12 protein-coding genes are annotated in these 12684 nt (G+C 64.6%); 9 read left to right on the top strand and 3 right to left on the bottom strand.

The genetic code is table 11. The features are described from left to right. Nucleotides 1–471 precede the first annotated feature (471 nt). On the top strand, nt 472–1239 hold the full coding sequence (locus FFS21_RS26725; RefSeq protein WP_137927717.1) for a sensor histidine kinase: 768 nt from the start codon (nt 472–474) through the stop codon (nt 1237–1239). On the opposite strand, the gene FFS21_RS26720 is transcribed toward FFS21_RS26725, so the two are convergent. Continuing rightward, nucleotides 1224–2948, bottom strand: a complete 1725-nt coding sequence (locus FFS21_RS26720) for an FAD-dependent oxidoreductase (RefSeq protein WP_137927716.1) — start codon at nt 2946–2948, stop codon at nt 1224–1226. The genes FFS21_RS26725 and FFS21_RS26720 overlap by 16 nt on opposite strands. 134 nt (nt 2949–3082) lie before the next feature. Between FFS21_RS26720 and FFS21_RS26715 the strand changes: the two genes are divergently transcribed. Continuing rightward, on the top strand, nt 3083–4150 hold the full coding sequence (locus tag FFS21_RS26715) for a LysR family transcriptional regulator (RefSeq protein WP_137927715.1): 1068 nt from the start codon (nt 3083–3085) through the stop codon (nt 4148–4150). Between the two features lie 87 nt (nt 4151–4237). On the opposite strand, the gene sodB is transcribed toward FFS21_RS26715, so the two are convergent. Next, entirely contained in the window at nt 4238–4816 is a 579-nt protein-coding gene (gene sodB, locus FFS21_RS26710) for a superoxide dismutase [Fe] (protein WP_137927714.1), read from the bottom strand. A 150-nt stretch (nt 4817–4966) separates the two neighbouring features. Beyond that, on the bottom strand, nt 4967–6352 hold the full coding sequence (xseA, locus tag FFS21_RS26705; RefSeq protein ID WP_137927713.1) for an exodeoxyribonuclease VII large subunit: 1386 nt from the start codon (nt 6350–6352) through the stop codon (nt 4967–4969). A gap of 999 nt (nt 6353–7351) precedes the next feature. Here xseA and FFS21_RS26700 point away from each other — a divergent pair. From FFS21_RS26700 to FFS21_RS26670, 7 genes are all read left to right on the top strand, one after another. After that, nucleotides 7352–7972 (top strand): MotA/TolQ/ExbB proton channel family protein, encoded by a 621-nt coding sequence (locus tag FFS21_RS26700; RefSeq protein ID WP_137927712.1) that lies wholly within the window; start codon nt 7352–7354, stop codon nt 7970–7972. An 18-nt stretch (nt 7973–7990) separates the two neighbouring features. Continuing rightward, the gene (locus FFS21_RS26695) at nt 7991–8422 is read left to right on the top strand and encodes an ExbD/TolR family protein (protein ID WP_137927711.1); all 432 of its coding nucleotides are present in this window, start codon (nt 7991–7993) and stop codon (nt 8420–8422) included. A 137-nt stretch (nt 8423–8559) separates the two neighbouring features. Further along, nucleotides 8560–9675, top strand: coding sequence for a tetraacyldisaccharide 4'-kinase (lpxK, locus tag FFS21_RS26690; protein WP_137927710.1), 1116 nt, complete (start codon nt 8560–8562; stop codon nt 9673–9675). Continuing rightward, nucleotides 9656–9850 (top strand): Trm112 family protein, encoded by a 195-nt coding sequence (locus FFS21_RS26685; protein ID WP_137927709.1) that lies wholly within the window; start codon nt 9656–9658, stop codon nt 9848–9850. Before lpxK ends, FFS21_RS26685 begins: the two co-directional genes overlap by 20 nt. A 17-nt stretch (nt 9851–9867) precedes the next feature. Beyond that, entirely contained in the window at nt 9868–10677 is an 810-nt protein-coding gene (gene kdsB / locus FFS21_RS26680) for a 3-deoxy-manno-octulosonate cytidylyltransferase (protein WP_137927708.1), read from the top strand. Between the two features lie 363 nt (nt 10678–11040). Continuing rightward, the gene (adk, locus tag FFS21_RS26675) at nt 11041–11706 is read left to right on the top strand and encodes an adenylate kinase (RefSeq protein ID WP_137927707.1); all 666 of its coding nucleotides are present in this window, start codon (nt 11041–11043) and stop codon (nt 11704–11706) included. 218 nt (nt 11707–11924) lie between these two features. Continuing rightward, nucleotides 11925–12683, top strand: coding sequence for a 3-hydroxyacyl-CoA dehydrogenase (locus tag FFS21_RS26670; protein WP_137927706.1), 759 nt, complete (start codon nt 11925–11927; stop codon nt 12681–12683). Nucleotide 12684 lies beyond the last annotated feature (1 nt).

Raw genomic sequence — 12684 nt, 5'->3', positions numbered from 1 at the left:
GGGCGGAGGGCAATCGAAGGTAGTGCAACCGGACGGTTTCCGGCTATGCGCATGATACGCAACTTGCGCACCTGTGCCACCGGCCGCCTCATGGGCACACGGAACATGTCTAACTCCATCCTCGAATCGGGAAATGCCAGGACACTGCGAGGCGGCGATTCTGAGGCCGCGGCCGGTCCGTCACAAGGCACGAGGACGGGAGCCACTGTTTCCAATTTTTCACCAATCGGGATTTCGGACTGCCAAGGGTGCACCGCGCGGCAGAATTACTGGCAGAAAAACAGGGAACGCTGTCATTTACGGCAAACGCACGCGAAATTACCATCTTTTTGCCGCTTCGCGGTCAGGGTGTGTACGGAGGGGGTTTTTCCGGCACCCGCTGAAACAGAGAGATTCCGAAATGAATGCAGGACGTGTGGCGGTGATGTTTTTTTGCAATGCGAGGCCGCGCTCGCTGCCTGACTCCGCCCCATGCCCGCCATGCAGCCTGAACACGTAAACCGCCTGGGCATCCTCGGCCGATCCGTGGCGATGATCGTCCACGAGGCCATGCAGCCGATGGCGTCGGTCGTCACGCGCGGGCAGGCAGCCCTTCGATGGATGCGGCAGGACACGCCGGACACCGCGGCAGCCATCGCCTCGCTGGAGCGCATGGTCAGCGATGCACAGCGCGCAGCGGCAGTGCTTGCCGAACTGCGCTCGCTGGCGTCTCCTCCCTCGGTCGCCGCGCGCCCACGCGAGCGGTTGCCGCTCAATGGGCTGCTGCGCGATACCGTGCGATGGTTCGACGAGGAGTTGCGCCGTCAGCAGGTGCGTCTGCAGGTGGACCTGCCGCCCGACGATGTGTGCGTGACCGCCGACCGCACCGCGTTGCGCCAGGTATTCCTGAACCTGCTGCTCAATGCACTGGAAGCGATGGCGGACTGCCCGGCGGACGCGCGGGCGGTGTCGGTGACGCTCGCCGTCATGGACGGATCCGCCGAGGTGGCGATCGTCGACGCGGGCTGCGGCATCGCGCCGGACGCCGCCGATACGCTATTCCGCGCCTTCTACACCACCAAGCGCGATGGCATGGGGATGGGCCTGGCGATCTGCCATCGCATCGTCACGACGCACGGCGGCAGCATCCACGCAGAGAGCCAGCCGGGAGGCGGCGCGCGCTTCGTGGTGCGCCTGCCGCTGGGCAGTACGCCTTCCGACCCGCATCACGATCCAGACGCGCCTCAGGCTGCTTCCTGAGCAGCGGCGAGATAGCCGTGGATCTGCGAGACCACCGCGGCCCCCTCGCCCACGGCCGTGGCCACGCGCTTGGTCGATCCGGACCGCACGTCGCCAATGGCGAACACGCCGGGCACGCAGGTCTCGAGCGTATGCGTGGGCAGTCCGGCATGCGTGCCGGTCAGCACGAAACCCTTTTCATCCACCTTCACCCGGCAACCGCCGAGCCATCCCGTATTGGGCTCGGCGCCCGTGAACAGGAAGACATGTTGTACGGCCTTTGTTTCCCGCACGCCCGTATCGCGATGCCGCAGCACGGCACCCGTGAGCTTGCCCTCCCCGAGCAGATCCGCCACCTCGGTGCGCGTATGCACGGTGATATTGGGCTGCGCTGCAATGCGGTCGATCAGGTAGCGCGACATGCTCTGCTCCAGGCTGTCCGCCCGGATCACCACATGCACATGCGCGGTATGCGTGCCGAGAAACACCGCCGCCTGTCCGGCCGAATTGCCGCCACCCACCAGCACCACCTCCTGCTGCGCGCAGAGCCGCGCTTCCACGGGCGATGCCCAGTAATAGATGCCATGTCCTTCGAAATCCGCGCGATGCGGAATCGGCGGACGGCGATAGGCCGCGCCCGAGGCGATGATGACCGTGCGCGCCTGGATCACGTCTCCGGTCCTGGTCAGCAAGCGATGGATCGATCCGCATTCGAGCCGCTCCACTTCCACCGGACTGGCAATGTGGGCCCCGAACTTCTGGGCCTGGGCATGGGCATTGGTCGTCAGCGCCTGACCGGAAATGCCGGCCGGAAAGCCCAGGTAATTCTCGATGCGCGCGCTGGCACCGGCCTGGCCGCCCGGCGACAGCGCGTCGAGCACGATCACGCGCAGGCCCTCGGATGCCGCATAGACTGCAGACGCCAGCCCCGCCGGACCCGCGCCGATGATGGCGACGTCGTAGACCAGCGTGGCATCGATCTCCGGCAGCAGTCCCAGGCAGCCGAGCACCTGCTTGATGTCGGGGCGGCGCAGCACGCTGCCGCTGGGACAGATGACGAGTGGCAGATCGGACGGCGACGCTTCGAACTTGCCAAGCGTGGCGGCAGCGCCCGCATCCACATCGATATCGAGCAACGAGTACGGATAGTTCTGGCGACGCAGGAAGGCCTGCAGGTCGAGCAGCGCGGGATCGCTGCCGTGCCCGATCAGCGTCGGACCCCGGCCGCGCTGGATCAGCCCCGCGCGACGCAGCAGCAGTGCCTGCATGATCATCTCGCCGAGCATGGCTTCGGCCACCATCAATGCGCGCAGGCAGGCCGGGCGCACGACGATGGCACGCACATCCTCCACCGCAACGGCGTCCACCATTTCCGGCATGCCCGAGAGGTGGCCGATATCAGCCGAGAAATTGCCGGGACCATGTTCGGTGACCAGCGCGCTGTCGCCAATGCCATCGGGCTGCATGATGCGCACGCGCCCTTCGAGCACCAGCAGCATCCCGATGGCCGGATCGCCGGGACGCACCACGGTCTCGCCAGCACGCCACGTGCGCTCGCTGCCATAGGGCGTGATACGCGCGATATCGGCATCCGACAGGTGCGGATGCATCTGCTGGCGATTATTGAGGGCGTGATTGATTGGGGCGTTGGCGGATTCCATGGCGGCACGCTCTGCGGTGAAGTTGTCCTTGCAAGCAGCGTAGCAGGGCGCGTCGTCCACCTCACTCATGCACTCGGACGCACCAGTAGTACTTACGTATGCGTGCCTGCCATGCACGGATTCTCCGCCTGCCTCCCAAGCCAATCCCAACCTGGGATTCCAGCGCCCACCCCATGCATTGTCCATTTTCGGAAACGCCAGTGATGCCAGACAAGAACCAATCCCCGCCGTCACCCGACGCGGCATCGGGCCCGACATCGGACACACTCGACCGCGCGTTCCGCATCAGCCTGCCCAACCGCGCCGATGCGCTATCCACCAGTTTCGCTGCCAGCTATGCCGGCATCATGGCGTTCATGGCGGTAGCCAGCGAAGGCAGCTTTGCACGCGCCGGCGAGCGGCTCGGCATTGGACGCTCGGCAGTCAGCCGCAACGTGCAGAAGCTGGAGACACAGCTCAGCACACGGCTGTTCCTGCGCACTACGCGCACGACGCAACTCACGCGCGAAGGCCAGCGCTTCTACGAGAACTGCAGCCAGGGCGTGACGCATATCGTCGAGGCGATGAACGACATGCTCGAACTGCGCGAAGGCCCGCCGCGCGGCCTGATCCGCATCAGTTCGACGGTTGGCTTCGGCCGCAAGATCGTGGCACCGCTGCTCGACAAGTTCATGACCGCGTACCCCGACATCGCCGTGGACCTGCTGCTCGACGACCGCCCCACGGACTTCGCTGCCGACCAGATCGACATCGCCTTCCGCAACGGCCGCATCGAAGACTCGAGCATCATCGCCCGGCAACTGATCCCGATGCAGATGGCGCTGTGCGCGGCGCCTTCCTATGTGCGCACGCACGGGCTGCCGCAGACGCTGGAAGATCTACGCCACCACCACTGCATCAATTTCCGCTTTGCCAGCGGGAGAATCTTCGAATGGGAGTTCAAAGTGGATGGCCGCGTGCGCAAGTACATGCCCACAGCGCGCCTCACCTTCAACGACGCAGACCTCGTGCTCGACAGCGTACTGCGCGGCTGGGGCATCGCGCAGATCGCCGGCTACCAGATCTGCGACCACCTGGCCGCCGGCGAACTCGTGGTGGCGCTGGGCGCCCACATGCCCGACGATCGCGGCCACTACATCTGCTACCTGAGCCGCCAGCACCTGCCCACCCGCATCCGCGTGTTCATCGACTTCATGATCGAGCACATCCGCGCACTGCAGTTGAACTGCCTGACGCATTTCAATGCGGAGGACGGACCGATGGCGGCGTGAAGGACTGGCAGGTACGAATGAACCGCACCTAATAAAAAACCCCGGGAGACCCGGGGTTCTTCATGGACTGGCTGAGTAACTTGCCGATCAGGCGAAGTTCTTTGCAGCGAAGTCCCAGTTCACAACGTTCCAGAATGCCTCGACGTACTTCGGACGGGCGTTGCGGTAGTCGATGTAGTAGGCGTGTTCCCACACGTCGCAGGTCAGCAGTGCCTTGGCATCGGTGGTCAGCGGCGTGGCGGCGTTCGAGGTGGACACCAGGTCCAGCGAGCCGTCGGCCTTCTTGACCAGCCAGGCCCAGCCCGAACCGAAGGTGCCGACGGCAGTCTTCGTGAACTCTTCCTTGAACTTGTCGAACGAGCCCCACTTGGCGTTGATCGCGTCGGCCAGGGCGCCGGTCGGTTGACCACCGCCGTTCGGCTTCATCGATTCCCAGTAGAACGTGTGGTTCCACACCTGGGCTGCGTTGTTGAACACGCCACCCGACGACTTCTTGACGATCTCTTCGAGCGATGCGTTTTCGAAGTCCGTACCCTTGATCAGGTTGTTCAGGTTCGTGACGTACGTCTGGTGATGCTTGTCATGGTGGAACTCCAGCGTCTCCTTCGAGACGTGCGGAGCCAGGGCATCATGGGCGTAGGGAAGCGGGGGGAGCTTGTGTTCCATTGTTCTGTCTCTAGGTTTTGGTGGGGAGAATTGCCGATTGTAGGTGACTTGCCAGACCCGCGCAAACGACGCCGGAAAGCCCCCTGGGGTCATGTTAGTTTCGCCCGCATCGATTGAGAATCAGTCGCAGTGTGACTGCATCGGCCGCATTCAGAACGTGCCGAGCTTGGTTTGCACACCAGCGATTTCCAGGTCTGCAGTACCTTCGGCGAGATGGGCCTCGACGATACTTCCGGCACGCAACGCATGAGGCGAACGCAGCGCGTGACCACGGCTATCGAGCAGTACCGCGTAGCCACGCTCCAATGTGCGCTGAGGCGCGAGCAGTTCCAGCGCCCCGGATACGCGAGCCAGGCGTTGCGCCTCGCGTTCGTGGCGGCGCTCGGCTGCCGCGTCGAGCCGGTTGGCCAGCCGGTCCACGGTGGCCTGGGCCGCAACGGTGTCCGGCTTGCACGCACGCCAGCGCATGGCTAGCACATCATGGCGATGGCGCTGCGCGGACACCGTATCGCGCAGCGCCGCGCGCAGATGCCGCGAGAGGTTGTCCACGTGCGCGCGTCGCTCCTGCAGTTGCGCCTGCGGGCTGCGCAGCCTGCGGCCCAGCCACTCCAGGTGCTGGGCGCGGCGTTCCATCTGCCGGTCCATGCTCTGCGCCAGCGCGTCACGTGCGCGGCGTGCCGCCTGCAGCAGGTGCGCGCGATCCGGGCTGACCAGTTCGGCCGCACCAGTGGGCGTGGGTGCGCGCACGTCGGCAACGAAATCGGCAATCGTGAAATCGGTTTCGTGGCCGACGCCCGACACCACCGGCAACCGGCTGCGCGCCACGGCATGGGCCACCACTTCCTCGTTGAACGACCAGAGATCCTCGATGCTGCCGCCGCCCCGGCACAGGATCAGCACGTCGCACTCGTCACGCGCGTTGGCCGCGTCGAGCATGGCAGCGATCTTCTCGGCGGACCCCGCACCCTGCACCGGCGCGGGGTATACGATCACCGGCACATGCGGGGCACGTCGCTGCAGCGTGGTCAGCACATCGCGCATGGCTGCTGCCTGCAGGGAAGTCACCACACCAATCGCACGAGGGTGCGGAGGAATCGCGCGCTTGCGTTCGGCATCGAACAGACCGGCCTGCGCGAGCTTCTCCTTGAGCCGCAGAAAGGCTTCGTAGAGATTGCCCAGCCCCGCGCGGCGCATGGCTTCCACGCCGAGCTGCAGTTCGCCGCGCGCCTCGTACATCGACACCACGGCGCGCACTTCCACCGCCTCCCCCTCGCGCGGCGTGAAGTCCACGTGCTGGTTGCGGCCTCGAAACATCACGCAGCGGATTTGCGCCCGCGCATCCTTTAGCGAGAAATACCAGTGGCCGCTGGCGGCGCGTGTGAAGTTGGAGATCTCTCCCCTGACCCAGGACAACGGAAAGCTGCGCTCGAGCACGCCGGCAATCGCGTGATTCAGTTCACTGACGGGAATCACCTCGCGTGTCCGCATGGGCGGCTGAGACGGCGCAAAACGCGAAAGGTTCTCGTTCTCTGGCATGGTGAACAGCCGCTCAGGCGGCGTGCGATGGACATGTCCACAGCATAACGGGTATGTCAAGAGGCATGGGTCATGTCGCACGTGGTTCCGTGCAGCCCGCATGGCAAGGCACAAGCCATTGATTCTTATGAATTTTCCGGCGAAGCTAAAAAACAGGCAATGTAAGAGAAAACCTTACGCGTCAACCACTTACCCAAATCGCAGGCGGCTTGTTCACAAAGTTATCCACAGCAACTTTGGATAAATGATTTGTCAAGAGCCCCGGCTGTGGACAACGTATACGCCGGCATCAAATCCACTCCCTGGCAACACGCTTTGCGAAGCAGACGGAACGTGCTCGGAATCGACCCAGCTCCCGCAGGTTTGCGCAATTTTTAGGCAATCCGGCACGGCTCCATAGCAATCAAGGGTTTACGTCGCTTCTCCCGCGCTTATCCACAGCCCTTCCACAAACCTCCACGGGGCCAATGTGGAAATCGGCCTGACCGAGGCCAACCCTGGCGCACTGCGCCGTGGAGGCCGTCTGCACAATATTTACGCAGCCGCGCAATTCCCTTTATTAATCAATGAGTTGTGACGGTTCTCCGAGAGCTTTCCACAGCCGGTCCACAACACTATCCCTTCCGATTGTGGATAGCCGTCCCGAGAGATGGGCGAGCACACCCGAAACGCATGCGGAACAAGCAGAATACGGCATCTGCACAAAAAATAAGCAGGACCCATCACTTCCTTTGCATTCAACGGCTTAGGAAGCTTTTCCGTAGACTGTCCACAGCCGGTCCACATAACTGTCCAGCTTTGGTGTGGAAAGCCGCAGACAGCACGCGCCGGAGTGGCTTGCCGCTGTCCCGTGCGCGGGGTAGAGTGGCGCCTGAAATTTTTTCGAGCATTGCCGCTGCGCAGCCTGAACTGGCGCGCATCAAAGGCTGCCGCGTAGTCCGGTTCATCCAGGCGTTTTATTTCGGGTCTGTCGTTCGTCCGTAGATTTCGGGGGTCCACGTGTTTTCCATCATTCAAGCGGCCGGCTGGCCGATCTGGCCATTGCTGCTCGCCTCGGTCATCGCACTGGCGCTGATCGTCGAACGTTTCATTTCCCTCAAGCGCGGCAAGATCCTGCCGCCGCGGATCTATGACGAGGCGCTGTCCGCTGCCCAGCAGCGCAAGGCCACGCCCGAGGTCGTCAACAACATCGAGAAGAATTCCCCGCTGGGCCGCGTGCTGGCCGCCGGCCTGCGCCACGTGGTACTGCAGCCGCAGACCTCGCGCGACGCCGCCAAGGACGTGGTCGAGGAAGCCGGCCGCGCCGTGGCCCATGACCTGGAGCGCTACCTGAACGCGCTCGGTACGATCGCTTCAGTGGCACCGCTGATGGGCCTGCTGGGCACCGTCATCGGCATGATCGAGATCTTCGGCAGCCAGGGCGGCACGGGGGCCAATCCCGAGCAACTGGCCCATGGCATTTCCGTGGCGCTGTACAACACCGCCTTCGGCCTGATCGTGGCGATTCCCGCCCTGGTCTTTTGGCGCTACTTCCGTCGCCTGGTCGATGACTACGTGGCCGAACTGGAGTTCCGCGCCACTGCATTCCTCGACGCCATCCTGCCCCAGCGGCGGGCCTGACGCGCACCGGATACCGTCATGCGCTTCCGTTCCCGCCAGCGGCGCGAGGAGCCGGAGATCAACCTGATCCCGCTCATCGACGTGCTGCTCGTGATCCTGATCTTCCTGATGATCACGACCACGTACTCGCGCTACACCGAACTGCAGATCCAGTTGCCCACCGCCGATGCCCAGCAGGCGCAGCAGCGGCCGTCCGAGATCGTGGTATCGATCTCGGCACGCGGCGTCTACTCCATCAACAAGCACGTCATGGAGCAGAAGGACGTCACGAGTCTGGCCGATCAACTGCGCAACGCCGCAGGCCCGACCGGCAACGGCCCGCCACCCGTGGTGATCGTCAATGCCGACGCCCAGGCCACGCACCAGGCCGTGATCAACGTGATGGAAGCCGCCCGCGTAGCCGGCCTGTCGCGGCTGACCTTCGCCACGCAGGCGTCGCAGTCGCGCTGACACGCTGACGCAGCAGGCCCCGCGCCGCGCGCCGATGGACGGCAAACTTGCCGCATGCGCTGCGCAGTGCCCATAATGTCTGCATTCGACCGGTGCCACCCTCGCGGTGGCATCGTCCTTCTCCATCGATCCCCTTCATGCCCGCTCCCCGACACACCCTTGCCGAGTTCGTCACCGCCCAGTGGCAGCGCCGCGGCTGGTTTGCCTGGCTGCTGTGGCCGCTCTCGCTGCTGTTCGGGCTGATCGCGCGCATCCGGCGCCATGGCTACCAGCAGGGCTGGTTCAAGTCCACGCGCCTGCCGATGCCGGTCATCGTGGTGGGCAATGTCACCGTGGGCGGCACCGGCAAGACCCCGGCCGTGATTGCGCTGGCCCATGCGCTGGCCGATGCGGGACTGCGCCCCGGCGTGGTCTCGCGCGGCTACGGGGTGACGCTGAAGCATCCGCGCCGCGTCAAACCCACATCGCAGGCCAAGGACGTCGGCGACGAGCCGCTGCTGATCGCGCGCGCCACCGATGTGCCGGTCTGGGTCTTCCCGGACCGCGCGCTGTGCGCACAGACGATGCTGGTCTCGCACCCGGGCGTGAACGTGCTGCTGCTCGACGATGGCCTGCAACACTACCGCCTGCAGCGCGACTTCGAAATCGTCATGTTCGATGGCCGCATGGGTGGCAACGGCATGCTGCTGCCGGCCGGCCCGCTGCGCGAGCCGCTCTCCCGGCCGCGCGATGCCACGCTGATCAACGACCCGAACTTCAAGGCCACGCCTGACAAGCCCGATGTCTACGGCATGCGCCTGGAACTGGGCGAGGCGTGGCAACTGGCGGATCCCACGATGGTCCGCCCGCTGTCGCAGTTCGCCGGCCGGCGCGTGCTGGCCGCGGCGGGCATTGGCAACCCGGAACGCTTCTTCGCCAGCCTGCGCGGCGCGGGGGTCTCGCTGGCCACCACGCTGCCGCTGCCGGACCACTATGACTTCGCCGATGACCCGTTCGTCGGCAACGATGATGCGCTTGCTGCAGAGGTGATCCTGATCACGGAGAAGGATGCCGTAAAATGCGAGCGCTTCGACGACCCGAGGATCTGGGTCGTACCCACCACGCCCGTGATTGATGCGGGCCTGATCGACAAAATCCGCCGCGCCGTGATGGCGCGCAACCCGGCCGTCGCCACACCCGTTACCACGGGGCAATCCACAGGCGCGGCCAACGGTATCGACAAGGAACACCAGGATGGACAACCGGCTGCTTGAAATCCTCGTCTGCCCGCTTTGCAAGGGCAAGCTGGAATACGACCGCGCCGCCCAGGAACTGATCTGCCACGCCGACAAGCTGGCCTATCCGATTCGCGACGGCATTCCGGTCATGCTGGCCGACGAGGCCCGCCAGTCGGTGCCCGGCCGCGTGGTGGAACCCTCGGGCAACTGACCGGCCCGTATCGCATCATGAGCCTTCCCGTTTTTACCGTCGTGATTCCGGCCCGGCTGGCCTCCACGCGGTTGCCGAACAAGCCGCTGGCCGATATCGGCGGACATCCGATGATCGTGCGCGTGGCCGAACGTGCGCATGCCTCATCGGCACAACGCACCGTGGTGGCCACGGATTCGCCCGAAGTGGCCGCTGCCTGCGCCGCCCATGGCGTGGAAGCCGTGATCACGCGTGCCGATCATCCGTCGGGCACCGACCGCCTGTCTGAAGTAGCCTCCCTGCTCGGCCTGCCCGACGACGCCATCGTCGTGAACGTGCAGGGTGACGAGCCGTTGATCGAGCCAACGCTGATCGACGAAGTGGCGCTGCACCTGGCCGCCCATCCCGATTGCGCGATTGCCACGGCGGCCCATGGGCTGTCCGATGTGGCGGAGGTGTTCAATCCGAATGTGGTCAAGGTGGTCTGCGATCAGGCCGGCCGCGCGCTGTATTTCTCGCGCGCACCGATTCCCTGGGCGCGCGATGCATGGTCAGGCGTGCCGGCCCAGCCGGCCGCCACCGCCAAGGTGCCGCTGCCCGACATGCCGGTGCTGCGCCATATCGGGATTTACGCCTATCGCGCCGGCTTCCTGCGCCGCTTTCCGACGCTCGCCATCTCGCCGATCGAGCAGGTCGAGGCCCTGGAACAGTTGCGCGCGATGTGGCACGGCGAGCGGATTGGCGTGATGGTAACGGCCGCTGCGCCCGCGCCGGGTGTGGATACGCCGGCTGACCTGGAACGTGTGCGTGCATTGTGGGCGCAGGGCATGGCCCAGGACGGACCCTGACCGGGCAGGCGCCCGTTGACCATGGTTGTCCGCCGAAGTTCATACTGCTGCAACCTGCATGCAGGCCGAATCACGGCGGCCCATGGCATAATGCCTGCCGATACAGAGCCTCTGGCCGCGCCCGCGTGGCCGCAAAGGCTCGGTGGGGAGATAGAGAGCGAGCCAGCCCGGTGCGCACCGCTGACCAACGTCCAGAGGACGAGGCAGCCGCTGCAGCGCTTCGGGCCCCGCACCTGAGCGGACGCCAGCATATGCCTCGGCCATCACGTCGAGCACTGCCGCGCGTAAGTCCTGCGTCAAGTTGCGGCGTTACCCTCCGTCCATCCCCGCCAGACCGAATTCAAATACCTTGAGGACCCGTAAATGCGTTTGATCCTGTTGGGCGCGCCTGGCGCCGGCAAAGGCACGCAAGCCAAGTTCATCTGCGAGAAGTTCGGCATTCCGCAAATCTCCACGGGCGACATGCTGCGCGCCGCGGTGAAGGCCGGTACGCCGCTGGGCATCGAAGCCAAGAAGGTGATGGACGCGGGCGGACTGGTGTCGGATGACATCATTATCGGCCTGGTGAAGGACCGTCTTAAGCAGCCCGATTGCGAGAAGGGCTACCTGTTCGACGGTTTCCCGCGCACGATTCCCCAGGCCGAGGCCATGAAGGAAGCCGGCGTGGCCATCGACTACGTGCTGGAAATCGACGTGCCGTTCGACGCCATCATCGAACGCATGAGCGGCCGCCGCGTCCACGTGGCGTCGGGCCGTACCTATCACGTCCGCTTCAACCCGCCGAAGACCGCCAACGTTGACGACGAGACCGGCGAGCCGCTGATCCAGCGCGATGACGACAAGGAAGAGACGGTGCGCAAGCGCCTGGACGTCTACTCGCAGCAAACGCGTCCGCTGGTCGATTACTACTCGGACTGGGCCGCCAAGGGCGACGCCTCGGCCAAGGTCGCCCCGCCGAAGTACCGCAAGATCGCCGGTGTGGGCGACGTGGACAAGATCACGGCCAGCGTGTTCGAAGCGCTGAAGTAATCTGGTGCTTGGTTGGTGGTGGTGAAAAAAGCTCAGCTTCGGCTGGGCTTTTTTGTTTTTGGGCTTCTCTACCCGCCTGTTTTGCTCCCCTCTCCCAAAGGGAGAGGGGAGCAAACCAAGCGCGGGAGAAACTGCTTAGTGGTCGTGCGGGTTTCCTGAGCCCACAATTTACGTTAACGTAAACGGCACTCAAACCTACACCACAAGGAGACAGGCGGATGGACATCCAGGGCAACGTTTTCATCGTGACAGGCGGCGCGTCGGGGTTGGGCGCGGGTACGGCGCGGATGCTGGCGGCGGCGGGCGGCAAGGTGGTAATCGCCGATCTCAACGAAACGGCAGGCCAGGCGCTGGCGCAGGAACTGGGCGGGCAGTTCGTCAAATGCGATGTCAGTTCGGAAGCCGATGGCCAGGCTGCTGTGGATGCTGCGCAGAAGCTTGGCAGGCTGGCAGGGCTGGTGAACTGCGCGGGCATTGCCGTGGCGTCCAAGACGGTTGGCAAGAACGGTCCGCATCCGCTCGATGCCTTCGAGAAGACCATCCGCGTGAACCTGATCGGCACCTTCAACATGACGCGCCTGGCTGCAGCGGCGATGGTGCAGAACACGCCGGACGCCGAAGGCGAGCGTGGCGTGATCATCAATACCGCCTCGGTGGCGGCGTTCGATGGCCAGATCGGGCAAGCTGCCTATGCGGCGTCGAAGGGTGGCGTGGTCGGCATGACGCTGGCCATTGCGCGTGATCTCGCGCGTGACGGCGTGCGCTGCATGACCATCGCCCCGGGCCTGTTCGAGACACCGATGCTGATGAGCATGCCGCAGGAAGTACAGGATGCACTCGGCAAGATGGTGCCGTTCCCACCGCGTCTGGGCCGCCCCACCGAGTACGCCAAGCTGGCGCAAGCCATCATCGGCAACACGATGATGAATGGCGAAGTGATCCGCCTTGATGGCGCGATCCGGATGCAGCCGAAGTAAG

The organism is Cupriavidus sp. 2SB (assembly GCF_005503625.1).
Classification (GTDB): domain Bacteria; phylum Pseudomonadota; class Gammaproteobacteria; order Burkholderiales; family Burkholderiaceae; genus Cupriavidus.
The sequence above is the reverse complement of the archived record's forward strand: the minus strand, read 5'-3'. Positions and strand labels throughout refer to the sequence as shown.